Raw genomic sequence first — 22997 nt, forward strand, 5'->3', positions numbered from 1 at the left:
GCTCTAGAAAGGAGGTGATCCAGCCGCACCTTCCGATACGGCTACCTTGTTACGACTTCACCCCAGTCATGAATCCTACCGTGGTGACCGTCCTCCTTGCGGTTAGACTAGCCACTTCTGGTAAAACCCACTCCCATGGTGTGACGGGCGGTGTGTACAAGACCCGGGAACGTATTCACCGCGGCATGCTGATCCGCGATTACTAGCGATTCCAGCTTCACGCACTCGAGTTGCAGAGTGCGATCCGGACTACGATCGGTTTTCTGGGATTAGCTCCCCCTCGCGGGTTGGCGACCCTCTGTTCCGACCATTGTATGACGTGTGAAGCCCTACCCATAAGGGCCATGAGGACTTGACGTCATCCCCACCTTCCTCCGGTTTGTCACCGGCAGTCTCCTTAGAGTGCTCTTGCGTAGCAACTAAGGACAAGGGTTGCGCTCGTTGCGGGACTTAACCCAACATCTCACGACACGAGCTGACGACAGCCATGCAGCACCTGTGCGCCGGTTCTCTTTCGAGCACTCCCACCTCTCAGCGGGATTCCGACCATGTCAAGGGTAGGTAAGGTTTTTCGCGTTGCATCGAATTAATCCACATCATCCACCGCTTGTGCGGGTCCCCGTCAATTCCTTTGAGTTTTAATCTTGCGACCGTACTCCCCAGGCGGTCAACTTCACGCGTTAGCTACGTTACTAAGGAAATGAATCCCCAACAACTAGTTGACATCGTTTAGGGCGTGGACTACCAGGGTATCTAATCCTGTTTGCTCCCCACGCTTTCGTGCATGAGCGTCAGTATTGGCCCAGGGGGCTGCCTTCGCCATCGGTATTCCTCCACATCTCTACGCATTTCACTGCTACACGTGGAATTCTACCCCCCTCTGCCATACTCTAGCCTGCCAGTCACCAATGCAGTTCCCAGGTTGAGCCCGGGGATTTCACATCGGTCTTAGCAAACCGCCTGCGCACGCTTTACGCCCAGTAATTCCGATTAACGCTCGCACCCTACGTATTACCGCGGCTGCTGGCACGTAGTTAGCCGGTGCTTATTCTTCCGGTACCGTCATCCCCCGACTGTATTAGAGCCAAGGATTTCTTTCCGGACAAAAGTGCTTTACAACCCGAAGGCCTTCTTCACACACGCGGCATTGCTGGATCAGGCTTTCGCCCATTGTCCAAAATTCCCCACTGCTGCCTCCCGTAGGAGTCTGGGCCGTGTCTCAGTCCCAGTGTGGCTGGTCGTCCTCTCAGACCAGCTACTGATCGTCGCCTTGGTAGGCCTTTACCCCACCAACTAGCTAATCAGCCATCGGCCAACCCTATAGCGCGAGGCCCGAAGGTCCCCCGCTTTCATCCGTAGATCGTATGCGGTATTAATCCGGCTTTCGCCGGGCTATCCCCCACTACAGGACATGTTCCGATGTATTACTCACCCGTTCGCCACTCGCCACCAGGTGCAAGCACCCGTGCTGCCGTTCGACTTGCATGTGTAAGGCATGCCGCCAGCGTTCAATCTGAGCCAGGATCAAACTCTTCAGTTTAAACCTGTTACTGTTTTCGGTTCAGTTAAGAACCGGTCGCTCACTCAAAGCTGACAGGAATATGAATTGCTTCATAAACCTGACTTACTTTAGTGTGAGACTCTTGATACTTTCGCTATCTGATCCGAGGATCAGCTCGCTTCCATCAAGCGCCCACACTTATCGGCTGTTAATTTTTAAAGAGCATTCTGCGAGGAACTTCGTGTTTCTCAGCAGCGCTGCGTTTTCAGCAGCAGAGAAGCGAGATTATGAACCGTGTTTCGCATTTCGTCAACAACTTTTTTCACTACATCGTTGCGACTGCGGGGCTCAACTTCCAGGCCAGTTGCGCGCTCCAGACTGCTGCGCACCGCCGACCCTGCTTCCCTCTTCCGCGCCGTGTTTCCGTTAGCGCGAAAGAGGCGTGATTGTAGGTAGCTCGCGGCATTCGCGCAAGGGGTTTGAAGCAACTTTTTTACAAAAGCTGCAATTCGGCCGGCCGGCCATGCCTCGGCACGAGACCGCTTATGGTGCAAAGAACGGACTAGAATGTGAGGTTCTTCGCCTCTTTCTATATACGTCTTTAATATGCGCCAGCGAATCGCCAAACGCCTCCCCCCCGATGCCGACAAACTGGTCGGTCTGTCGCTTGCGCTCTTCGCGTCGGGCAGCCGCATCGAGGATCGCTTCTGGGAAGCGAAGCTCGACGCGCTGCTCGCCAAGATTGTCCGCAACGGCAACCAGACCACGCTCGACGCAGCGCTCGACCATCTTCAGCAGAATCACCCCGACGCCTATGGCGCGCTCGCCGACATGGCCGAGACGCACAGCGAGTCGATGGTGATCGAGCACGAAGGCCAACCGTTCGATGCGCTGCTGGTCGCCGTCCCGGTTCTCGCATGGACGCGCTACATGATTCCGTCGGGCCCGCTCAAGGGCGACGTTGCCGACGCGCTGCGAACACACCTGCAGGCGCACGTGCTTGCGAACGGCACCCTCGTCGGGCTTGCCCCGTTCCTCTACAGCATCGACCAGTTGCCGCGCCACCATGTCGAGACCTACCGGCTCGCCCAGCAGCTCGCGCATGCGGCGATCAGCCAGCACACGCCCAAGCTCAGCTTCGGCGACCTGCCCGAAACCTCGCCGATCCTGGCCGACCCGCGCTTCCTGCTCGCCGTCGTCGCGGCCCCCGCTGGCGCACCACTGTTCCGCTGGCAGGAAGAAGAAAGCGGCAGCCGGATCGAACGTGGTCAGTGCCTCGAGCAATGGACGGCCCAGGGCGGCCCGAACCTGTCGATTGCCCTGCCCGGCTGCGAGTTCGAATGCCTGCTTCCGGACGCGTACTATTCCGCCTGCCGCGATGCGGACGAACGTGTGCGTCCGCACACGGTGAGAACGGCCATTCGTTATCTTTTCGACACACTTGGTGCAGCACCGCAAGAGCTGCGCGCGGTGGTCGCCGGCTTCGGCGAACGCCGTATCGACGAGTACCGTGTCGGCTTCACGCGGCGTGCCAGCAACGACGTAATTTACGGCGTCGTATGGCCGCTCTACGGCCGTGAAAACGGCGACGTGTCGATCGACAGCGCAACGCTCGAAGGCGAAGCACCGATCGAAGGGCCGGTCGAGGAAATCGTGAGCCTGCTGAAGGAATGCGGCGTAACCGACGTCCGGCGGCACGCGGGCCGCTTCGAACCCGAATACTGCGATGACTGCGGCGTGCCGCTTTACGCGGATCCGCTCGGCGAAATCGTCCACGCAGAAATGCCGGAAGACGCGTCACCCGCGCAGCCGCATTTCCACTGACCCGCAGCACAGCAGGCCCTGATGGCCTGCCCACCTGAAGCCGCTCACGGTTCCCGCCGGAGCGGCTTTTTACTTGTCTGCCCTCCCGCCGCCCGAAATTTCATACTTTTCCTAAGCCTTTCAGCCAAGCAGACATCGTGTAAGGTCTTTGTCATCATCAGACCCAAGGCATGCCAGACGGCAGATCAATGGCTCACATAATGGAGGTTGAATATGCGGTTCCTGATGCTCAATTCAGACGCCGAGCGGCGTGACGGACTGAAGGCCCTGTTGCGACAGATCGACCGTCACGCCGGCATCAACGACGCGCCCGACAGTTTCCAGGCGCGCAGGCTGCTGCGTAACCAGCGCTTCGACCTCGTCGCGATCGACTGGCTCGACGTCGGCCGGCTCAGCGAGCTTCAGGCGATCTGCAACGCTTGCTCGCCGACACCCGTCGCCGTCCTGGTCGACGAAACATCGCCCGAAGCCATCCAGCGCTTCTTCAACTACGGTGTTGCCGGCGTGATCCCGCATTCCACGCGCCCACACCTGATCGTGCGTGCGCTCGAGATCGTGCTGCTGGGCGGGCACTACATCCCGCCGATCGCGCTCCGCCTGCTGCCCTCTACTGCTGCGGCGCGCTACGATGCCCATTTCCAGACACTCGCCGGGTCACTTCCCCGCCGGCCGCCCAGCGGCCTCTTGTCGCCACGGCAGGCGCAGATCATGCGCTTCGTCCACATGGGCAGCACCAACAAGATGATCGCCCGCACACTCGGCATCAGCGAGGGCACCGTCAAGATCCATCTCGCCAGCATCTTCCAGCAGCTTGGTGCCGCCAACCGCGCCGCCGCGGTGGCGATCTACAACGGCTGGCTGTCGCCCCACCTCGAGGTGCTGCTGGCGAACCGCAGTCGCGCGCGCAAGCCGCCCATCGGCGAACACGGCCCGGTGCCGCTGCGTACGCAACGGAATGACCGCCCGTACCCGTTGCCTGCCTCGATCGACAGCGCGCAGGACCTGCCGATCGCCGCCGAGCCACCGGCGCGGTTCCGGCGGGAACGCTAGGCAAACAGTCTCGATATTGCGACGGTCGGCGTGTGCGGATTCCCACCTTTGATGCTCAACGAGTAATATGGACGCATGGGTTTTCTTTTCACACCGCTTCCGCTCTGGGTTGGCATCGGTGGCTGGATCGCCGCCGTGGCCCTGCTCGCGCTCGCGATCTGGAATCGTCCATTCGTACGCCTGCAGGACGCCACGCTCCAGCACGTGTGGCTCGCGCTCGTCACCGCCATTGCGGTCCTCTGGGCCTCGAATGCGTGGCTCGAAGATGGCATCGTCATGCATCTGCTCGGCGCGACGCTGCTCGTCACATTGTTCGACTGGACACTCGCACTGATCGCGATGGGCGCCGTCACAGCGGTCGCCGCGATCATCTTCGACGCGCCCTGGCAGGGCATTGGCCTGACCTATCTGATCTACGGCGCGCTGCCGGTCGCCGTGTCGGCATTGCTGCAGCGCGCCGCACTCGCATGGTTGCCACACAATCTCGCGTCGTTCATTACCGGTCAGGGATTCCTGTCGCCGGCCATCGCGATCATCGCGGTCGCCGCTGCTGCGGCCGGGGTCCAGCTTGCGCTCGCGGATGGCGTGCCCGTCGTGATTCCCGCCGGCTATCTGCTGAACACCGCGCTGCTCGCACTCGGCGAAGCGTGGTTCACCGGCATGGCGACGGCACTCATCGCCGTCTATCGCCCCGCCTGGGTCACGACCTTCGACGTCCGGCGCTATCGTCTCGGCGGCCCGCGCGCCTGAATTGCCCTCTGGCGGCTGTACTGTCATCACGTACCGGCAGCCCCTCGCGCAGTGCGGCAGAATGCGACATCTACTGCCGCACAACTTTTTTACGCTAAGATTGAACTCCGGTTCTTCATCGGGCATCTATACGTGCCCGATGTCTCATTCGCTCCTCACCAATAACCAGATGGACAGCTCTCCTGCGTCGCTCCGGATTTTCCGGGCGCTCGGCAAGCTGGCAGCCTGTATTGCGGGCCTGTCGCTTGCGCTTCCGACACCGGCATTCGCCGATCTGCTCGACCAGCGCTCCGAACTGATCAACAAATTCGTCAACGAAATGCATGCCGATCCGCTCGCCGCCGATTGTGCAGCGCACGGCAGTTTCATCGCCAGCACGTCGTCGGCCTTCGACCGCGTCGACTTCGCGCCGAACGCATTCGACAGCGGTAACGCGACGATCACGCCATGGAACGACTCGTTCGACCAGGGCAAGCAGCGCGTGAAGGTCGACAATATCGTCACGGTCGACGGCCTCGGCATCCATAGCGACGGCAGCGACCCGACGCCGCTGAAATTCCGATGCGGCTATGTCGGTCAGCAAATGCTCGCGTTCAGCTGGAACGACCCGGTTCCGCCGCTGAAGCCGCGCGTCGAGCGCTCCTCGTCCTCGACGAAGAAATTCAAGGGCAAGTCGCACCGAGGCAAGGGCAAGGCAAAGGCATCGGGCCGCACCGGCAGCAAGAAGGCCGTCGCAACGAAAAAATCGAGCGGCCAGAAGAAGGTCGTGAAGAAGACCGCGAAGAAGTCCTGATACGGCGAAGCGACACCGACAGAAGCGAAAAAGCCGGGGCATCCTGAGATGCCCCGGCTTTTTTCATGTAGCGACGCTACGCTTAAGCGAACGTGTCGACGTGCACCAGGATCGCCGCCAGCATCGCCGCGCCAAGCGCCGCGCTGCGCTCGCCGTTCCAGCCGACTCGTTCGTCGGGCAGGTTCGCGTTGTCCTTGAACGGCATCTCGAGCGTCAGCGACAAACAGCCGAACTGGTGGCCGATGTACTTCGACGCGAGCTTGAGCGCGTCCTCCTTGTACTTGCTCGCGGCATAGCCATGCTCAGTCTGGAAGTCAGGGCTCGCGACCTTGAACGCGTCGATGAACGCGGTCTGCTCCTTGCCCTGCTGCTCGGTGAAGCTCGGCAGCATCTCGGACCCGGCAACGAACACGTACGGCAGATCCTCGTCGCCGTGAATGTCGAAGAACATGTCGCAGCCGATCGCATGGATTGCATCGCGCACGGCCAGCACCTCGGGACTGCGCTCGGCATCGGGCGCCATCCACTCGCGATTCAGGTTCGCACCTGCCGCATTGGTGCGCAGGTTGCCATGCACGCTGCCGTCCGGGTTCATGTTCGGGACGATATGGAACGTCGCACGATCGTACAGCTTGCGCGCGACCGGATCGCCGGCCCAGTCGCCCCATCCGGCCAGCCGCTTGACGAGGCCTTCGACGAACCATTCGGCCATCGACTCGCCAGGATGCTGGCGCGCGATGATCCACACCTTCTTCTTCGGCGTGCCGTCGGTTTCCGGCGTACCGAGCGTCAGCAGCGACATCGGGCGACCTTCGACCGTGCGGCCGAGTTCGACGACGCTCGCCTGCGGCAACTGCTGGACCGCGCCGAGAAACGCCGCGTGACGCTCTTCCGAGTACGGTTCGAAATACGCGTAGTAGATGCTGTCGAATTCCGGCGTGTGATCGATGGTCATCGTCTTGCCGTCGAACGTCGTCGGCACGCGGAACCAGTCGACCCGGTCATAGCTCGCCACCGCGCTGTAATTGCGCCAGCCCGACGGATACGCACATTCGGCAGCATTCTCGAACGTCATCACGCAGCGCTCGCCGCGCGCGCCCGTCAAACGGTAGTAAAACCATTGCGCAAATTCCGAGCGGGTGTCGCCGCGCACGCGCAGCCGAATCGCGTCGGGACTGTCGCAGGACACGACGTCGATTGCGCCTGCGTCGAAATTGCTGGTGATCGAAAGGGCCATCTGTCTCTCCTTGGGCGACCGGAACAGGCGGTGTAGCGCTTGCCCGGCCTCATGCATGCGCCGGCCGTCTCGTGAACGGCCGGCTGGGTCACTCGCCGACTCGCCGGCGATATACGTAAGTCGAATCGTTCGACGCGGCCGCATCGAACGCATAGCCTTCCGTCGCGAAATCCTTCAGCGCCTTCGGGTCGGTAATGCGGTTCTCGACGATAAAGCGCGCCATCAGGCCGCGCGCACGCTTCGCATGGAAGCTGATGATCTTGTAGCGGCCGCCCTTCCAGTCCTCGAATACCGGCGTGATGACGGGCGCGGCCAGCAGTTTCGGTTTGACCGACTTGAAATATTCGGTCGACGCGCAGTTGACCAGCACACGCGCCGCGCCGCTGCGCGTTTCGAGCTGCTCGTTCAGCGCCCGCGTGATGCGGTCGCCCCAGAACGCGTACAGATCCTTGCCGCGCGCAGTCGGGAAGCGCGTACCCATCTCGAGCCGGTACGGCTGCAGCAGGTCGAGCGGACGCAACAGCCCGTACAGGCCCGACAGCACGCGCACGTGCTGTTGCGCATAGTCGAGATCGGCGGACGACAGCGATTTGGCGTCGAATCCTTCATATACGTCGCCGTTGAACGCGAGCACGGCCTGCTTCGCGTTGGCCGGCGTAAAGGTCGTCGACCAGTCCGCGTAGCGCTGGAAATTCAGGCGCGCGAGCGGATCGGAGATATCCATCAGCGTCGCGATGTCCTGCGGCGAAAGCTTGCGCAGGCCGTCGATCAACTCGGACGCGTCGTCGACGAATGCAGGCTTCGTGTAAGACTGGACATGTGCGGGCGTATCGTAGTCGAGGGATTTGGCTGGAGAGAGAACGATTATCATAGAGGCTCGCTGGCACGCCGTGCCTTGCGGTCAGACGAAAACCACCGATTGTAACGAATGACCCGCTCTCTCGCCCCGCATGCCGCACATCGCGTCGTGCTCGACTCGAACGTCTGGATCGACATCCTCGTATTCGACGACCCCGCTACGCGCCCGATCCGTGCCGCGCTCGAACGCGGCACGCTTGCTGCCGTGATCGACGGCCGCTGCCTGACCGAACTCGAGTATGTGCTCGATTATCCGCAGTTCCAGGCGCGCGCTGTCGACAAGGCGGCCGCACTCGCGACCGTCGCTCGCCTCGCGAACCTCGTCGAGCCGCCGGCCGTCGACGCCGACGCCCCGCCCCTGCCGAAGTGCAAGGACCGCGACGACCAGAAGTTTCTGGAACTCGCCCGCGCCGCCCAGGCCGAGTGGCTCGTGTCGAAAGACCGCGCGCTGCTGAAGCTTGCGAAGCGCACCGCACGCGACTTCGGCTTCCGGATCGCGCAACCCGCACCGTTTGCCGAGGCCTGCGCGCTCGACGCCACGCCGGCCTGACGCACGCACCACCACCCGATTTCGACCGTATCGATGAACGCTCCTTCAGACATGCCAACGACTCCCGTTTTCCCCTCGCGCCTGCCGAACGTCGGCACGACGATCTTCACGGTCATGAGCGCGCTTGCCGCAGAAAAAGGCGCGGTGAACCTCGGCCAGGGCTTTCCGGATTTCGACTGCGATCCGCGCATCGTCGATGCGGTTGCCACGGCGATGCGCAACGGGCACAACCAGTATCCGCCGATGGCCGGTGTCGCGCCGCTACGGGACGCGATCGCAGACAAGATCGCGCAGGTCTACGGCCGGCGTTACGATCCGGCCACCGAAATCACCGTCACGGCCGGCGCGACGCAGGCATTGCTGACCGCGATCATGTGCACGGTGCATCCGGGTGATGAAGTGATCGTCGTCGAGCCGACCTACGACAGCTACCTGCCGTCGATCGAACTCGCGGGCGGCAAGCCCGTGTTCGTCACGCTGGAAGCGCCCGACTACGCGATCCCGTTCGACCGTCTGGCGGCCGCAATCACGCCGAAAACGCGCATGATCCTGATCAACACACCGCATAACCCGACGGGTACCGTGTGGCGCGAGGCGGACATGCGCAAGCTCGAGGAGATCGTGCGCGGCACCAACGTGCTGATCCTGTCCGACGAGGTCTACGAGCACATGGTCTATGACGGCGCGCGCCACGAGAGCGTCGCGCGCTATCCGGAACTCGCCGCGCGCAGCTTCATCGTGTCGAGCTTCGGCAAGACCTATCACGTGACGGGCTGGAAGGTCGGCTATGTCGCGGCGCCTGCCGCGCTGACCGCGGAATTCCGCAAGGTCCACCAGTTCAACGTGTTCACGGTGAACACGCCGATGCAGATCGGGCTCGCCGACTATCTGCGCGACCCGGCGCCGTACCTGACGCTTGCCGACTTCTACCAGAAGAAGCGCGACTTCTTCCGGGCCGGCCTCGAGCGCACGCGCTTCAAGTTGCTGCCCTGCACGGGCACATACTTCCAGTGCGTCGATTATTCGGCGATCAGCGACCAGCCGGAAGCGGAATTCTCGAAGTGGCTCACGTCGGAGATTGGCGTGGCCGCCATTCCGGTGTCGGCGTTCTATCACGAGCCGCACGAATCGGGCGTCGTCCGATTCTGCTTCGCGAAGCAGGAAAGCACGCTCGCGTCCGCGCTCGAGCGGCTCGCCCGCCTGTAAGACCCGCACGGGCGGCCGCACGCCGCCCTGCGGGAATCGCGCTTACGAGCGCGCGACGCTCGTCGCGTCGATATACGCCTTGCGCTCGGCCGCCACGCGCTGCGCGGCAGGGCGCTCGCCCACCTGCTTCACATGCGCCTTCCAGTCGATGCCGGCATCGAGCAGGAAATCGCGTCCGTAGATGGCCTTCGTCGCCATGCCGATGACCGGCAGATGGACCCAGGCGGCGATGTCCGCGAGGCCGAACGACTCGCCGAGCACGTACGGCGAAAACTGCGTCATCTGCTTGAACGCATCGATCGCGCGCGGCAGGCGCTTCTCGACGTGCGCCTTCATTCCATCGCTGACCTTGCCGCCGAAAAACGCTTCGGTGTAGACCTCGCGCGCCATCCATTCGAGATACAGCTCGAGCGTCTCGATCAGTTCGCGCACCTTCGCGCTCGCGAACGGGCTTGCCGGAAAAATGCCTTTCTCGGGATAGCGCGCGGCCAGGTACTCGATGATCACCTGCGACTCGAACAGCGCGCCTTCTTCGGTCTTCAGAAACGGAATCTTGCCGAGCGGCGAATCGACGAGCTGCGCCGGATCGCTGATCGGCAAACCGCATACCGACTCTTCGAACGGAATGTCGTGCTCGAGCAGGACGAACTTCACCTTGTTGTAATAGTTGGACAACGGAATACCGCACAGCTGTAGCATCGGAGTCTCCTTCCTTGCTGAAGCGCGGCCGCATCAATGCCGGCCGCATCGGGATTCATCGCGCTGAAAAGCACGTTCGTGCTAGTCTAAAGCAAGTTTTGCGTTCGTCACGACAACAATACATCTGCTACGGCATCGGCCGCGTCAGCACGCACGATGCGCCCGCCGCCGCAGCCCCGCCATCCGATGGAGACACGCTCGCATGAGTGCTGAACTGCTGGCCTCGCGTCCGCCCGAGAGCGAATCGACGCTCGTCCTCACGCTATCCAATCCCGGCGCACGCAATGCGCTGCATCCCGACATGTACGCGGCCGGTATCGAAGCGCTCGCCACCGCCGAACGCGACCCCGGGATCCGCGCGGTCGTGCTCACCGGCGCCGATCGCTTCTTCTGCGCGGGCGGCAACCTGAACCGGCTGCTCGACAACCGCTCGAAGGATCCGTCCTACCAGGCCGACAGCATCGATCAGCTCGCTGCATGGGTAGCGGCGATCCACGCTTCGACGAAGCCGGTGATCGCTGCGGTAGAAGGCGCAGCCGCCGGCGCGGGCTTCTCGCTCGCGCTCGCGTGCGACCTGATCGTCGCTGCGCACGACGCGAAGTTCGTGATGTCGTATGCACGCGTCGGCCTGACGCCCGATGGAGGCGGTTCGTGGTTCATCGCGCGCGCGCTGCCGCGTGCGCTCGCGGCCGAGATCCTGTTCGAAGGCAAGCCTGTCGCAGCCGAACGCCTGCACACGCTCGGCGTCGTCAACCGGCTTGCCGTGCCCGGCGCGGCACTGACCGATGCGCTGGCATGGGCCGATGCGCTCGCCGGCATCTCGCCGAACGCACTCACGCGCATCAAGTCGCTGCTCGACGACGCGACGATGCAACCGCTCGATGCGCATCTCGCCACCGAGCGCGATCATTTCGTCGCATCGCTGCATCATGCGGACGGGCTCGAAGGCATCACCGCATTTCTCGAGAAACGCCCGCCCCGCTACAAGCGCTGAGCCGCCGCGCCGGCTATTGAATAGACGCATCGCCGCCGCATCAACCCGATGCGGCGCGGCGCCCCCATCCAGACGACTCGGACGACATGTGATTGCCCTCGGCGCCGTGTCGCTCAACACGCGCACTCGCGCCTGCGCACGCGCATCGGCACGCACATTTCCGTCGCCAGCAGCCCATATCGATCCATGCTCTAATGACCGCCTGTCGCGGCGCTGCCGGCGCCGTTTTCGCGCATGCCACAAAGGAGTTCACAATGATCGACGTCTACAGTTGGGCGACCCCGAACGGCCACAAGGTGCACATCATGCTCGAGGAAACGGGCCTCGCTTATCGTGTCCATCCGGTCGATATCGGCGCGGGCGACCAGTTCAAGCCGGAATTCCTGACGATCAGCCCGAACAACAAGATCCCCGCGATCGTCGATCCGGACGGCCCCGGCGGCCAGCCGATCTCGCTGTTCGAATCCGGCGCGATCCTGATCTACCTCGCGGAGAAGACCGGCAAGTTCCTGCCGACCGATCCGGCCGCACGCTACGCGACGCTCGAATGGCTGATGTTCCAGATGGGCGGGGTCGGCCCGATGCTCGGGCAGGCGCATCACTTCCGCCTGTATGCGCCGGAGAAGATCGAATATGCGGTCAACCGCTACACGAACGAGGCGAGGCGCCTGTACAACGTGATGGACAAACGTCTCGGCGAATCCGAGTATCTCGCGGGCGATGCGTACACGATCGCGGACATTGCGACGTTCCCGTGGACACGCTCGTGGCAGAACCAGGGCATCGTGCTCGACGAATTGCCGAACGTGAAGCGCTGGTACGACGCGATCGCTGCACGACCGGCCGTGCAGCGCGGTGTCGAAGTGCTCGCATCGATGCGCAAGGCGCTGCAGGACGACAAGGCGCGCGAGGTGCTGTTCGGCGCGACGCAATACGCGAAGCACTGACGCGCATGTGAAAAGCGGAGCGGCATCCGTGCATGCCGCTCCCCGCTTCAGAAGTAATGCAGCGTGATGAATTCCGCCGCGCAAACAGGCAGCGGCGCATCGGGACGCTCGACCTGCATCGTCACCGACCACGTCACCTGCACACCGTCCCGCGCGGCCTCGGCGGTTTCCTTTACCGCAAACAGCGCCCGCACGCGCGCGCCGACTGGCACCGGCTTCAGGAACCGCACGCGGTTCAGTCCGTAGTTCACGCCCATCTTCTGCTCGAAACGCATCGCGTCGGCCATCAACGCCGGAATCAGCGATAGCGTCAGGAACCCGTGCGCGATCGGGCCACCGAACGGCGACTCGCGTCGCGCGCGTTCGGGATCGACGTGAATCCATTGATGATCGTCGGTCGCATCGGCAAAGCCATCGACACGACGCTGGTCGATCGAGAGCCAGCCGCTCGCGAGCGGCTCTGCGCCAACACGCGCCTGCAGCGCCTGTGCCGATGCGATCAGCGGCAAGGTCACGTCGGTCATGCCTGCTTGCCTCCCGGATGGCGCAGCCCGAAGATCACCTTGGTATGCACGGTGATCACCGTCTCGCCGGCGCTGTTCACGCCGACCCACTCCGTCGACACGATGCCGCGGTCGGGCTTGCTCTCCGACACGCGCTTGTCGTGCACCTTCTGATACATGGTGATCGTGTCGCCGGCGCGCACCGGCTTGAGCCAGCGGATCGAATCGATGCCGGGCGAGCCCATGCTCGTCGAATCCGACCCGAGCTTCTTGATGAGCAGGCTCATGAACACCGAACACGTATGCCAGCCGCTCGCGACGAGCCCGCCGAAATGCGACGCTTTCCCGGCCTCTTCGTCGAGATGGAACGGCTGCGGGTCGTAGCGTTGCGCGAACGCCTTGATGTCGTCGGGTTCGAACGTGTAACGGCCCACTTCGGTGGTGCTGCCGACCACCAGGTCTTCGTAACTGATGCCCACTAGGTGTCTCCTTGTCTGGCGCGCTCGCGCGTCACCGTCATGCCTCGTCGGTCTGCGCGAAATCGGGCAGCGCCGCGATACGGGCGAGATGATGATCGGTGTCGCCGAGCGTCGTCTCGATGATCGTCAGCCGCTTGAACAGATGCGCGGCGGCGACCTCGTTGGTCACGCCCATGCCGCCGTGCAGTTGAACGGCCTGCTGGCCGACGAAGCGCGCGGCGGCGCCGACACGTGCTTTCGCGGCCGACACGGCCTTGCGCCGCGCATCAGCATCGCCGCTCGCGTAGCGTACGGCAGCCAGGTAGGTCAGCGAACGCGCCTGCTCGGCATGGATCAGCATGTCGACCATCCGGTGCTGCAGCGCCTGGAAACGTGCGATCGGCACGCCGAACTGTTCGCGTGTCTTCGTGTATTCGACCGTGGCACGGTTCAGTTCGTCGAGTACGCCGACCGCTTCCGCGCACAGCAGGAACGTCGCGTAATCGGCAACCTGCTCGAGGGCCGCAGCGTCGCGCGCACCGCCCGTCAGCAGTCGCGCCGGCGTTTCGTCGAACCCGATCGTCGCGGCACGCTGACCGTCGATCGTCCGGTAGTCGGCCACCTTCGCGTTTGCGGCATTCCGGTCGACGACGAAGAGGCCGATACCGCCGCCGTCGACACGTGCGGGCACGATCCACACATCCGCCTGTGCACCATGCTGAACGACCGACTTCGTGCCGGTCAGCCGGTACGTGCCGCCCTGCTCACGCGCATGCGTGTCGAGTTCGAACAGGTCGTAGCGCGCATGCGGTTCGTGGAACGCAACCGCCACGCGCTTCTGCCCCTGCGCGATCGCCTCCAGCAGCACCGCATCCTCGCCGGCGCTCGAGCCGGCGATACGCAAGGCTTCGACGCCCACTGCCGTTGCCCAGTGCGGCTCGATCACGAGCGCGCGGCCGAGTTCCTGCATCACGACCAGCATGTCGACCGGGCCGCCGCCGAAGCCACCCTGCGCGTCCGGCACGGGCAGCGCGGTCAACCCCAGTTCGGCGAACGCGCTCCATTGCGTGTCCGACACGCCCGCATCGCTGTGCACGATTGCCTGGCGCGCTTCGAAGCCGTATTGCTCGCCGAGATAACGGCGCAGCGCATCGGCAAACTGCTGCTGCTCATCGGTAAAGCTGAAATCCATGGTTGTCTCCGTTCCCTGATCACAGCCCCAGAATCATCTGCGCGATGATGTTCTTCTGGATCTCGTTCGAGCCGCCGTAGATCGACGTCTTCCGGTAATTGAAGTAGTACGCGGCAAGCGGCGCCGCATCGTCGTCGCCCGCGATGCTGTGCTCGCGCTGCCCGTCGAGGAACGGTACGTCGAACGGTGCAGCGAGCGGGCCGATCGCATCGACCATCAGCTCGGTGAGTGCCTGCTGCACTTCCGTGCCCTTGATCTTCAGCATCGACGCCTCGGGGCCCGGCCCCTTGCCGCTCGTCTCGCGGCTGACGACGCGCAGCACCGTCACCTCGAGCGCCATCAGCTCGACCTCGAGCGCCGCGACCTTCGCGGCGAACACGGGATCGGCGAGCAACGGCTTGCCGTTCTTGCGCTGGTTCGACGCGACGCGCTTCAGGAATGCGAGCTCGCGCTTCGACGCGCCGACGCGCGCGATACCGGTGCGCTCATGGCCAAGCAGGTATTTCGCGTAGGTCCAGCCGCGGTTCTCGTCGCCGACGAGGTTCTCGACCGGCACCTTCACGTCCTCGAAGAACACCTCGTTGACCTCGTGGTCCTCGTCGAGCATGACGATCGGGCGCACCGTGATACCGGGCGTCTTCATGTCGATCAGCAGGAACGAGATACCCTCCTGTTTCTTCGCGGCCGGATCGGTGCGTACGAGGCAGAACATCATGTCGGCGTACTGGCCGAGCGTCGTCCAGGTCTTCTGGCCATTGACGACGTAGTGGTCGCCCTGGCGCTCGGCGCGCGTGCGCAACGAGGCGAGGTCGGATCCCGAACCCGGCTCCGAGTAGCCCTGACACCACCAGTCGGTGCCATCGAGAATGCGCGGCAGATAATGACGTTTCTGCGCTTCGCTGCCGTATTTCATCAACACGGGCGCGACCATCGATACACCGAACGGCAGCACGGTCGGCGCGCCGATCCGCGCGCACTCCTCGTCCCAGATGTGTCGTTGCGTCGCGTTCCAGCCCGGGCCGCCGTATTCAACCGGCCACGCGGGCGCAGACCAGCCGCGCTGGCCGAGAATCCGGTGCCAGCTCGCGAAATCTTCGCGGTCGAGTCGTTTGTGATCGAGTACTTTGGCGCGCAGTGCGTGAGGCAGGTTGGCCTCAAGCCAGGCGCGGACGTCGACGCGGAACGCGTCGTCGGCGGGGGAATAATCCAGATCCATGCGCAGTGTCTCCTCGCCGCGGCCGTCGTCCGACCGGGCAAGGACTCACTGCATACGTCATTGCAGCGGTTCTTTCAGCGCGGCAGGAATCGGCAGCGGCATCACGTCGATGCCTTCTTCAGCCAAGGATTGCGCATCTTCGGGCGTCGTAACGCCACGAATGCTGCGTGCCGGCGCCTCGTTGTAATGGATGCGCCGCGCTTCCTCGGCGAAGCGCTCGCCCACATTCTCGGTTTTCTCCAGCACCTCGCGCAGTGCACGCATCACCTGCGCCTGCAGCGCACGCGGATCGGCCGGCTGTGCCTGCGTCGCGCCCGACAAGTTCAGGCGCGGCGCCGACGGCAGACGGTTGACCTGGGTCGTTCCACACACCGGACATTCGACCAGCTTGCGGGACAACTGCGCTTCGAATTCATCGGCGGAAGCGAACCAGCCTTCGAACCGATGACCGTGCGGGCACTGTAAATCGAGGACCTTCATGCTGAATCAGGGCGTGTGAGGAGTGTAGCGCAAAAAGCCGTTTTGTGAACGATCGTGCTAAATTTCGATGGCGCGACGCGGCGGCACCGCGTCACCGGATTGTAACGCGGCGCCCCACCCGCCGCTGACGCCGCGCTCAGGGCGTCAGGACGGGCCCGAGCGGCCACGTGCCGGACAGTACCTTGTCGAGCCACATCGTGCCGATGATCGTCTTCACGTCGGAGATCTGGCCCGTGCGCACCCACTCCTGCAGATCGGCCTGCGTCGCGGTGAAGGTCTCGAGGAATTCGCCTTCGTCGAGCTTGCGTTCGCCAGCCGTCAGCCCGCGCGCCAGGTACAGGTCGATGAATTCGGTCGAATAGGAAATGATCGGGTGAATCCGGGCGAGGAACACGTATTCGCGTGCCGTGTAGCCGGTTTCTTCGCGCAGTTCGCGCACCGCGCATGCGAGCGCGCCTTCATTCGGATCGAGCTTGCCGGCCGGGAATTCGGCCATCACCTTGCCGATCGGGTAGCGATACTGGCTTTCCATCAGCACGCGCCCGTCGTCGAACAGCGGGATCACCATCACCGCGCCCGGATGCTGGACGTATTCGCGCGTGGCTTTCTTGCCGTCCGGCAGACGGACGGTATCGCGCTTGAGCTTGAGAAACGAGCCTTCGAAGATCGCCTCGCTTTCGAGGCAGGTTTCGGTCAGTGCGGCGTCGTGATTGGGTAGTTCGGCCATCGGCGGCTCCGGGAATGAGCGCGACGGCCAAGGGCCCGTCCGCGCTAATAACAAGCTTGCGCTGGCCGCCAGAAGGGCCGAGCGCAAGGACTGCGACGCAGCGAATACTCGACGTATTCGCAAGGAGCATGACGCCGCGATCGGCCCTTCTGGCGGCCAGCCCCACTACAGTATTTTTTCAATCAGGGGAGCGCGCCTTGCCGGCCGTACTGCGGCGTCGATCGTCGCTTGTTTGGCGCGGCCAAACGGCGCTCCTCACTCCTTGCATTACGGCCGGCAAGGCGCGTTCGCAAGCTTGTTATTAGCGCGGACAGGCCCTTGTCAGCGTCGTTTGACGAGATACTGGAACGTGAAGCCGGGAAACGCGAACACGATGAAAAGACTGAACGTGATCGCGTAGAACTGCCAGCCCTGTTCGAAGCGGTTGCCGGCGCGCGACTCGAGCCAGAAGCCCAGCGCGCCAACGATGAAATACAGCACGATCAGCTCGCCGATCCGCACCCACCCGCTCTTCTTCGCCGTGCCGAACGGCACGACGGCGAAGAGGCGTTGGTTCAGGAACGGCAGGTTGGCGCAGACGAGCGCCAACAGCACGATAAACCAGCCGGCTGCCGACATTACAGCGGCGGCAGCGTGTGACGAATTGCCTGCAGGCAGGCCGTCAGCAGCGGGCTCGGGATCAGGCCGAGCACCACGACCGCCAGGCCGTTCAGCACGAGGATCGTGCGCTTGCAGAAATCGCCCGAGATCGGGGTCGTATCCTGCGGTGCATCGAAGTACATCAGCTTCACGATGCGCAGGTAGTAGAACGCGCCGAACAGCGACGTGATCACGGCCAGCACGGCCAGCCACGTGAGACCCGCGTTGACGGTCGCCTCGAGCACGGCGAGCTTCGCGTAGAAGCCGACGGTCGGCGGAATACCAGCCAGCGAGAACATCATGACCATCATCACGAACGCGAACACCGGGCTGCGCTTGTTGAGGCCCTTGAAGTCGTCGATCGTCTCGGCTTCGAAATCGCGGCGTGCGAGCAGCATCACCACGCCGAACGAGCCGAGCGTCGTGATCAGGTAGACGATCGCATAGAACATCGCCGAGCTGTATGCGTTCGCCGGTGCCGTTGCGTCGCCCTTCACGATGCCCGCGAGCAGGCCGAGCAGCACGAAGCCCATGTTCGAGATCGCCGAGTACGCGAGCATCCGCTTGATGTTGCGCTGGACGATACCCGTGATGTTGCCGACGATCAGCGACAGTGCGGCCAGGATCACGAGCGCGGTCTGCCAGTTCTGTGCGAGCGGCAGCAGGCCCATCACCAGGAAGCGCAGGCCCCACGCGAACGCGGCAACCTTCGGGCCGCCGCCGACGAACAGCGTCATTGCGGTCGGTGCGCCCTGGTAGACGTCCGGCACCCACATGTGGAACGGCACGGCGCCGAGCTTGAACGCGATACCGGCGACGATGAAGACCACGCCGAACATCAGCACGGCTGCGTCGGTGTTGCCGCTAACCGCCTTGTACACCTCGCCCAGCTCGAGCGAGCCGGTCGCGCCGTAGAGCATCGAGATGCCATACAGCACGAAGCCCGATGCGAGCGCGCCCAGCACGTAGTACTTCATCGCAGCTTCGCTCGACTGCGCGGCGTCGCGGCGCAGCGCGATGACGGCGTACAGCGACAGCGACATCAGTTCGAGACCGAGGTACAGCGTCAGGAAGTTGTTGCCCGACACCATGACCAGCTGACCGAGCAGCGAGAACATGCCGAGCAGGAACACGTCACCGCGGAACATGTCGCGATCTTCGAGGTACTTGCGCGAATAGACGAGCGAGACCGCGAAACCGAACGACACGACAGCCTTCATCGTGCTCGCGAACGAGTCGACGACGACCATCTTCGAGAAGAAGTAGTACTGCTGCGGGTCGAGTGCCTGCACCGCGAACCACACGCCGGCGACGACCGACGATACGACCGCGATCAGATAAGTCAGGCGGCGGCCGGAAGCACCGGTAAAGGTGTCGTTCAGCCATGCGACGACGATGGCGGCCATCACCAGCGCGTCAGGCAACAGGACATTCATAGGAGCGTTCATGATCTTGAGTTCCTCCGCTCGCGATTACTGGGCCAGCGGCAGCTTCGACTGCGCGACATGGGAGAGGAGGTTTTCCACGGAAACGTGCATCACGTCGGTGAAGGGCTTCGGATACAGGCCCATCAGCATCGTGAACGCGGCGAGCACAGCCAGCATCAGGAATTCGCGACGGCCGATGTCCTTCAGCTTGGCAACGTGATCGTTCGCAACCGCGCCGAAGTACACGCGCTTGTACATCCACAGCGTGTAGGCAGCGCCGAGGATCAGCGTGAATGCCGCACCGAATGCGATCCAGAAGTTGTACTGGACGGCAGCGAGAATCACCATGAACTCGCCGACGAAACCCGACGTGCCCGGCAGGCCGCAGTTGGCCATCGAGAACAGCATCGCGAATGCCGCGAACTTCGGCATCACGTTCACGACGCCGCCGTAATCGGCGATCTGGCGCGAGTGCACGCGGTCGTACAGCACGCCGATGCACAGGAACATCGCGCCCGACACGAAGCCGTGCGAGATCATCTGGATGATCGCGCCTTCGACGCCGAGCTGGTTGAAGATGAAGAAGCCGAGCGTGACGAAGCCCATGTGCGCGATCGACGAATACGCGACCAGCTTCTTCATGTCGGACTGCACCATCGCGACGAGGCCGATGTAGATCACCGCGATCAGCGACAGCGTGATCACGACGGGAGCCAGGAAGTGGCTCGCGTCAGGCGTGATCGGCAGCGAGAAGCGCAGGAAACCGTACGCACCGAGCTTCAGCATGATCGCAGCCAGCACGACCGAGCCGCCCGTCGGCGCTTCCACGTGCGCGTCCGGCAACCAGGTGTGGACCGGCCACATCGGCACCTTCACCGCGAACGCGAGGAAAAAGGCAATGAACAGCAGTATCTGCGGCGTCATCGCGATCTTGGCGTTCTGCCACGTCGCGAGGTCGAACGAATGCGTTTCCGTGTACAGGTAGATCAGCGCGACCAGCATCAGCAGCGAGCCGGCCAGCGTGTACAGGAAGAACTTGAATGCCGCATACACGCGGTTCGGGCCGCCCCACACGCCGATGATGATGTACATCGGGATCAGGGTCGCTTCGAAGAACACGTAGAACAGCAGGCCGTCGGCCGCCGAGAATACACCGATCATGATCCCGGACAGGATCAGGAATGCCGCGAGGTACTGCGCGACGTTCTCGGTGATCACTTCCCATGCGGCGATCACGACGATCACCGTGATCAGCGCGGTCAGCACGACGAACCACATCGAGATGCCGTCGACGCCGAGGTGATACGCAATGTCGAAGCGTTCGATCCAGGTCGACTTCTCGACGAACTGCAGCGCAGCCGTGCTCGAGTCGAAGCCCGTGATCAGCGGGATCGTGACCGCGAGACCGAGCAGCGAACCGATCAGTGCGATCCAGCGGGCCGTCCCCGGATTTTTGTCGTTACCCACCGCAAGCACGAGGAGGCCGAAAACGATCGGCAACCAGATCGCGGTACTGAGAATCGGAAAAGCGTGCATTAAGTTGTCCCCCGCCTTATTTGCCGCCGAGCGTTACAAACAGGGTCAGGAGCCCCAGCATGCCGATGATCATGGCGAACGCGTAGTGATAGATGTAACCGGATTGGAGGAAGCGGATCACGCCGGCGAACCAGCCGATGAACCGGGCGCTGCCGTTGACGAGGCCGTCGATCACCACGACGTCACCCTCCTTCCACAGGCCGCGGCCGATCGCCACCGAACCACGGGCGAACACCACTTCGTTGATCTTGTCCATGTAGTACTTGTTGTCCAGCAGCGTGTAGATCGGGCCGAACGCGCGGCGGATCGACGCCGGCAGTTCCGGACGCTTCAGGTACAGGAACCACGCGACAACGACACCGGCGAGCGCGAGCCAGACCGGCAGGCCCGACACCGAGTGCAGGCCCATGCCCACCCAGCCGTGGAACTCTTCGGCCATCTCGGCCAGGGCCGGATGGTTTTCGCCGATGAAGATCACCTTGTCGAATGCAACGCCGTGCTGGAAGAAGTCGCCGAACAGCATCGGGCTGATCGCGAACGCGCCGATGATGACTGACGGGATCGCCAGCAGGACCAGCGGCACCCACACGACCCACGGGGTCTCGTGCGGTTCGTGCGCGTGGTCGTCATGACCGTGGCCGTGGCCGTGGTCGTCGTGGCCATGCGCAGCCGCCATGCCCATCGGCGATTCCGGATGCTTCGGCTTGCGGAAGCGCTCTTCGCCGTGGAACACCAGGAAGTACATGCGGAACGAGTACAGCGCCGTGACGAACACGCTCGCGACGACCGCGAAGTACGCGAAGCCCGAACCCGGCAGGTGCGACAGCTTCACCGCGTCGATGATCGAGTCCTTCGAGTAGAAGCCCGAGAAGAACGGCGTGCCGATCAGCGCGAGCGAACCGACGAGCGACGTGATCCACGTGATCGGCATGTACTTGCGCAGGCCACCCATGTTGCGCATGTCCTGGTCGTGGTGCATGCCCATGATGACCGAGCCTGCGCCAAGGAACAGCAGTGCCTTGAAGAACGCGTGCGTCATCAGGTGAAACACGGCGACCGGGTAAGCGGACACGCCGAGCGCGACGGTCATGTAGCCGAGCTGCGACAGCGTCGAGTACGCAACCACGCGCTTGATGTCGTTCTGGACGATGCCGAGGAAGCCCATGAAGAGCGCCGTGATCGCGCCGATCACCGTGATGAACGACAGCGCGGTATCCGACAGTTCGAACAGCGGCGACATGCGCGACACCATGAAGATGCCGGCGGTCACCATCGTCGCCGCGTGAATCAGCGCGGAGATCGGGGTCGGGCCTTCCATCGAGTCCGGCAGCCACACGTGCAGCGGGAACTGTGCCGACTTGCCCATCGCGCCGATGAACAGGCAGATACAGGCAACGGTCAGCAGGCCCCAGTCGGTGCCCGGGAAGTGCAGGCTCGCGAGTTCCGCGCGCTTTGCGAACACTTCGCCGTAGTTCATCGAGCCGGCGAATGCGAGCAGCAGGCCGATGCCGAGCAGGAAGCCGAAGTCGCCCACGCGGTTCACGAGGAACGCCTTCATGTTCGCGTAGATCGCGCTCTCACGCGTGAAGTAGAAGCCGATCAGCAGGTACGACACCAGACCCACCGCTTCCCAGCCGAAGAACAGCTGCAGGAAGTTGTTGCTCATCACGAGCATCAGCATCGAGAACGTGAACAGCGAGATGTACGAGAAGAAGCGCTGGTAGCCGTCTTCTTCCGCCATGTAGCCGATCGTGTACACGTGCACCATCAGCGAGACGAAGGTCACGACGACCATCATCATCGCGGTCAGCGAATCGACGAGGAAGCCGACTTCGAGCTTCAGCGAGCCGACGTTCATCCATTCGTAGACGGTCGCGTTGAAGCTTGCGCCGCCCATCACGTCGAAGAAGACTTTCGCCGACAGGAGGAACGCGATCATTACGCCGAGGATCGTGATCCGGTGTGCGCCCTTGCGCCCGACTGCGTTCCCGAACAGCCCCGCAATCAGCGAGCCGGCCAGCGGAGCGAGCGGAATCGCCAGCAGCAGGTTTTCATTGAGTGTCGTTGACATAACAGCGTTGCCTGAAATTAACCTTTGAGCTGATCGAGATCCTCGACATTGATCGTGTCGAGCTTACGGAACAGGGTCACCAGAATCGCGAGGCCGATCGCGGCTTCCGCTGCGGCGACGGTCAGCACGAAGAACACGAAGATCTGGCCGTGCACATCGCCGAGGTAATGCGAAAACGCGACGAAGTTGGTATTCACCGCCAGCAGCATCAGTTCGATCGACATCAGGATGATGATGACGTTGCGGCGGTTCAGAAAGATCCCGACGATCGCGATCGCAAAGAGGATCGCGCCGAGCACGAGGTAGTGAGCAAGAGTCAGCATGATTTTCTTTTCCTCC

23 protein-coding genes and 1 rRNA gene are annotated in these 22997 nt (G+C 63.0%); 9 read left to right on the plus strand and 15 right to left on the minus strand.

Annotated elements, in window-relative coordinates; genetic code table 11:
* Positions 1 to 7 precede the first annotated feature (7 nt).
* Positions 8 to 1540 (minus strand): 16S ribosomal RNA (locus BCEP18194_RS17870).
* A gap of 567 nt (positions 1541 to 2107) precedes the next feature.
* Between BCEP18194_RS17870 and BCEP18194_RS17875 the strand changes: the two genes are divergently transcribed.
* The 4 genes from BCEP18194_RS17875 to BCEP18194_RS17890 all read left to right on the plus strand — a co-directional run bounded on the left by BCEP18194_RS17875 (position 2108) and on the right by BCEP18194_RS17890 (position 5918).
* Positions 2108 to 3325: a DUF2863 family protein gene (locus BCEP18194_RS17875; protein WP_011352673.1), complete on the plus strand. Its 1218-nt coding sequence runs from the start codon at positions 2108 to 2110 to the stop codon at positions 3323 to 3325.
* A gap of 213 nt (positions 3326 to 3538) precedes the next feature.
* Positions 3539 to 4375 carry a response regulator transcription factor gene (locus BCEP18194_RS17880; RefSeq protein ID WP_011352674.1) on the plus strand — a complete coding sequence of 279 codons (837 nt, stop codon included), beginning with the start codon at positions 3539 to 3541 and terminating at the stop codon, positions 4373 to 4375.
* A gap of 75 nt (positions 4376 to 4450) precedes the next feature.
* Positions 4451 to 5125, plus strand: a complete 675-nt coding sequence (locus BCEP18194_RS17885) for an energy-coupling factor ABC transporter permease (protein WP_011352675.1) — start codon at positions 4451 to 4453, stop codon at positions 5123 to 5125.
* A 139-nt stretch (positions 5126 to 5264) separates the two neighbouring features.
* Positions 5265 to 5918: a BspC domain-containing protein gene (locus BCEP18194_RS17890; RefSeq protein WP_041492904.1), complete on the plus strand. Its 654-nt coding sequence runs from the start codon at positions 5265 to 5267 to the stop codon at positions 5916 to 5918.
* 82 nt (positions 5919 to 6000) lie between these two features.
* Here BCEP18194_RS17890 and BCEP18194_RS17895 read toward each other — a convergent pair whose 3' ends face one another.
* Both BCEP18194_RS17895 and yaaA read right to left on the minus strand, forming a co-directional pair.
* Positions 6001 to 7155: a M14 family metallopeptidase gene (locus BCEP18194_RS17895; protein ID WP_011352677.1), complete on the minus strand. Its 1155-nt coding sequence runs from the start codon at positions 7153 to 7155 to the stop codon at positions 6001 to 6003.
* Between the two features lie 88 nt (positions 7156 to 7243).
* Positions 7244 to 8026 carry a peroxide stress protein YaaA gene (gene yaaA / locus BCEP18194_RS17900; protein WP_011352678.1) on the minus strand — a complete coding sequence of 261 codons (783 nt, stop codon included), beginning with the start codon at positions 8024 to 8026 and terminating at the stop codon, positions 7244 to 7246.
* Between the two features lie 57 nt (positions 8027 to 8083).
* Between yaaA and BCEP18194_RS17905 the strand changes: the two genes are divergently transcribed.
* Positions 8084 to 8563, plus strand: a complete 480-nt coding sequence (locus BCEP18194_RS17905) for a putative toxin-antitoxin system toxin component, PIN family (protein ID WP_011352679.1) — start codon at positions 8084 to 8086, stop codon at positions 8561 to 8563.
* A 33-nt stretch (positions 8564 to 8596) separates the two neighbouring features.
* Positions 8597 to 9769 (plus strand): pyridoxal phosphate-dependent aminotransferase, encoded by a 1173-nt coding sequence (locus BCEP18194_RS17910; protein WP_011352680.1) that lies wholly within the window; start codon positions 8597 to 8599, stop codon positions 9767 to 9769.
* A gap of 42 nt (positions 9770 to 9811) precedes the next feature.
* On the opposite strand, the gene BCEP18194_RS17915 is transcribed toward BCEP18194_RS17910, so the two are convergent.
* Positions 9812 to 10468, minus strand: a complete 657-nt coding sequence (locus BCEP18194_RS17915; protein ID WP_011352681.1) for a glutathione S-transferase — start codon at positions 10466 to 10468, stop codon at positions 9812 to 9814.
* Positions 10469 to 10482: 14 nt separating this feature from the next.
* Between BCEP18194_RS17915 and BCEP18194_RS41235 the strand changes: the two genes are divergently transcribed.
* The 3 genes from BCEP18194_RS41235 to BCEP18194_RS17925 all read left to right on the plus strand — a co-directional run bounded on the left by BCEP18194_RS41235 (position 10483) and on the right by BCEP18194_RS17925 (position 12409).
* A complete protein-coding gene (locus BCEP18194_RS41235; RefSeq protein WP_157687190.1) occupies positions 10483 to 10674 on the plus strand; it encodes a hypothetical protein in 192 nt (63 codons plus the stop codon).
* Complete coding sequence (locus tag BCEP18194_RS17920; RefSeq protein WP_011352682.1) at positions 10671 to 11462, plus strand: oxepin-CoA hydrolase, alternative type; 792 nt, start codon at positions 10671 to 10673, stop codon at positions 11460 to 11462. Before BCEP18194_RS41235 ends, BCEP18194_RS17920 begins: the two co-directional genes overlap by 4 nt.
* 254 nt (positions 11463 to 11716) lie before the next feature.
* Positions 11717 to 12409, plus strand: coding sequence for a glutathione binding-like protein (locus BCEP18194_RS17925; protein WP_011352683.1), 693 nt, complete (start codon positions 11717 to 11719; stop codon positions 12407 to 12409).
* Positions 12410 to 12456: 47 nt separating this feature from the next.
* On the opposite strand, the gene BCEP18194_RS17930 is transcribed toward BCEP18194_RS17925, so the two are convergent.
* The 11 genes from BCEP18194_RS17930 to nuoK all read right to left on the minus strand — a co-directional run bounded on the left by BCEP18194_RS17930 (position 12457) and on the right by nuoK (position 22981).
* Positions 12457 to 12933: a MaoC family dehydratase gene (locus BCEP18194_RS17930; protein WP_011352684.1), complete on the minus strand. Its 477-nt coding sequence runs from the start codon at positions 12931 to 12933 to the stop codon at positions 12457 to 12459.
* A complete protein-coding gene (locus tag BCEP18194_RS17935) occupies positions 12930 to 13391 on the minus strand; it encodes a MaoC family dehydratase (RefSeq protein ID WP_011352685.1) in 462 nt (153 codons plus the stop codon). The genes BCEP18194_RS17930 and BCEP18194_RS17935 overlap by 4 nt, the downstream gene beginning before the upstream one ends.
* A gap of 37 nt (positions 13392 to 13428) precedes the next feature.
* A complete protein-coding gene (locus BCEP18194_RS17940) occupies positions 13429 to 14562 on the minus strand; it encodes an acyl-CoA dehydrogenase family protein (RefSeq protein ID WP_011352686.1) in 1134 nt (377 codons plus the stop codon).
* A 19-nt stretch (positions 14563 to 14581) separates the two neighbouring features.
* The gene (locus BCEP18194_RS17945) at positions 14582 to 15778 is read right to left on the minus strand and encodes an acyl-CoA dehydrogenase family protein (protein WP_011352687.1); all 1197 of its coding nucleotides are present in this window, start codon (positions 15776 to 15778) and stop codon (positions 14582 to 14584) included.
* A gap of 57 nt (positions 15779 to 15835) precedes the next feature.
* Positions 15836 to 16258, minus strand: coding sequence for a DUF1178 family protein (locus tag BCEP18194_RS17950; protein ID WP_011352688.1), 423 nt, complete (start codon positions 16256 to 16258; stop codon positions 15836 to 15838).
* Between the two features lie 136 nt (positions 16259 to 16394).
* Positions 16395 to 16985, minus strand: coding sequence for an NUDIX domain-containing protein (locus BCEP18194_RS17955; RefSeq protein ID WP_011352689.1), 591 nt, complete (start codon positions 16983 to 16985; stop codon positions 16395 to 16397).
* A 321-nt stretch (positions 16986 to 17306) separates the two neighbouring features.
* The gene (locus BCEP18194_RS17960) at positions 17307 to 17603 is read right to left on the minus strand and encodes a DUF2818 family protein (RefSeq protein WP_011352690.1); all 297 of its coding nucleotides are present in this window, start codon (positions 17601 to 17603) and stop codon (positions 17307 to 17309) included.
* Positions 17603 to 19060, minus strand: coding sequence for an NADH-quinone oxidoreductase subunit NuoN (gene nuoN / locus BCEP18194_RS17965; RefSeq protein WP_174935312.1), 1458 nt, complete (start codon positions 19058 to 19060; stop codon positions 17603 to 17605). The genes BCEP18194_RS17960 and nuoN overlap by 1 nt, the downstream gene beginning before the upstream one ends.
* A gap of 36 nt (positions 19061 to 19096) precedes the next feature.
* Entirely contained in the window at positions 19097 to 20587 is a 1491-nt protein-coding gene (locus tag BCEP18194_RS17970) for an NADH-quinone oxidoreductase subunit M (RefSeq protein WP_011352692.1), read from the minus strand.
* A gap of 16 nt (positions 20588 to 20603) precedes the next feature.
* Positions 20604 to 22658, minus strand: coding sequence for an NADH-quinone oxidoreductase subunit L (nuoL, locus tag BCEP18194_RS17975; protein ID WP_011352693.1), 2055 nt, complete (start codon positions 22656 to 22658; stop codon positions 20604 to 20606).
* Positions 22659 to 22675: 17 nt separating this feature from the next.
* Positions 22676 to 22981 carry an NADH-quinone oxidoreductase subunit NuoK gene (gene nuoK / locus BCEP18194_RS17980; RefSeq protein WP_006478272.1) on the minus strand — a complete coding sequence of 102 codons (306 nt, stop codon included), beginning with the start codon at positions 22979 to 22981 and terminating at the stop codon, positions 22676 to 22678.
* Between the last annotated feature and the right edge of the window lie 16 nt (positions 22982 to 22997).

The organism is Burkholderia lata, from assembly GCF_000012945.1.
Lineage (GTDB): Bacteria > Pseudomonadota > Gammaproteobacteria > Burkholderiales > Burkholderiaceae > Burkholderia > Burkholderia lata.

What these genes read in the sequence shown, in the direction of transcription:
- BCEP18194_RS17875 (WP_011352673.1), top strand. Translation starts at nt 2,108, where the DNA reads ATGCGCCAGCGAATCGCCAAACGCCTCCCCCCCGATGCCGACAAACTG.
- BCEP18194_RS17880 (WP_011352674.1), top strand. Translation starts at nt 3,539, where the DNA reads ATGCGGTTCCTGATGCTCAATTCAGACGCCGAGCGGCGTGACGGACTG.
- BCEP18194_RS17885 (WP_011352675.1), top strand. Translation starts at nt 4,451, where the DNA reads ATGGGTTTTCTTTTCACACCGCTTCCGCTCTGGGTTGGCATCGGTGGC.
- BCEP18194_RS17890 (WP_041492904.1), top strand. Translation starts at nt 5,265, where the DNA reads ATGTCTCATTCGCTCCTCACCAATAACCAGATGGACAGCTCTCCTGCG.
- BCEP18194_RS17895 (WP_011352677.1), bottom strand. Translation starts at nt 7,155, where the DNA reads ATGGCCCTTTCGATCACCAGCAATTTCGACGCAGGCGCAATCGACGTC.
- yaaA (WP_011352678.1), bottom strand. Translation starts at nt 8,026, where the DNA reads ATGATAATCGTTCTCTCTCCAGCCAAATCCCTCGACTACGATACGCCC.
- BCEP18194_RS17905 (WP_011352679.1), top strand. Translation starts at nt 8,084, where the DNA reads ATGACCCGCTCTCTCGCCCCGCATGCCGCACATCGCGTCGTGCTCGAC.
- BCEP18194_RS17910 (WP_011352680.1), top strand. Translation starts at nt 8,597, where the DNA reads ATGAACGCTCCTTCAGACATGCCAACGACTCCCGTTTTCCCCTCGCGC.
- BCEP18194_RS17915 (WP_011352681.1), bottom strand. Translation starts at nt 10,468, where the DNA reads ATGCTACAGCTGTGCGGTATTCCGTTGTCCAACTATTACAACAAGGTG.
- BCEP18194_RS17920 (WP_011352682.1), top strand. Translation starts at nt 10,671, where the DNA reads ATGAGTGCTGAACTGCTGGCCTCGCGTCCGCCCGAGAGCGAATCGACG.
- BCEP18194_RS17925 (WP_011352683.1), top strand. Translation starts at nt 11,717, where the DNA reads ATGATCGACGTCTACAGTTGGGCGACCCCGAACGGCCACAAGGTGCAC.
- BCEP18194_RS17930 (WP_011352684.1), bottom strand. Translation starts at nt 12,933, where the DNA reads ATGACCGACGTGACCTTGCCGCTGATCGCATCGGCACAGGCGCTGCAG.
- BCEP18194_RS17940 (WP_011352686.1), bottom strand. Translation starts at nt 14,562, where the DNA reads ATGGATTTCAGCTTTACCGATGAGCAGCAGCAGTTTGCCGATGCGCTG.
- BCEP18194_RS17945 (WP_011352687.1), bottom strand. Translation starts at nt 15,778, where the DNA reads ATGGATCTGGATTATTCCCCCGCCGACGACGCGTTCCGCGTCGACGTC.
- BCEP18194_RS17950 (WP_011352688.1), bottom strand. Translation starts at nt 16,258, where the DNA reads ATGAAGGTCCTCGATTTACAGTGCCCGCACGGTCATCGGTTCGAAGGC.
- BCEP18194_RS17955 (WP_011352689.1), bottom strand. Translation starts at nt 16,985, where the DNA reads ATGGCCGAACTACCCAATCACGACGCCGCACTGACCGAAACCTGCCTC.
- BCEP18194_RS17960 (WP_011352690.1), bottom strand. Translation starts at nt 17,603, where the DNA reads ATGTCGGCAGCCGGCTGGTTTATCGTGCTGTTGGCGCTCGTCTGCGCC.
- nuoN (WP_174935312.1), bottom strand. Translation starts at nt 19,060, where the DNA reads ATGAATGTCCTGTTGCCTGACGCGCTGGTGATGGCCGCCATCGTCGTC.
- BCEP18194_RS17970 (WP_011352692.1), bottom strand. Translation starts at nt 20,587, where the DNA reads ATGCACGCTTTTCCGATTCTCAGTACCGCGATCTGGTTGCCGATCGTT.
- nuoL (WP_011352693.1), bottom strand. Translation starts at nt 22,658, where the DNA reads ATGTCAACGACACTCAATGAAAACCTGCTGCTGGCGATTCCGCTCGCT.
- nuoK (WP_006478272.1), bottom strand. Translation starts at nt 22,981, where the DNA reads ATGCTGACTCTTGCTCACTACCTCGTGCTCGGCGCGATCCTCTTTGCG.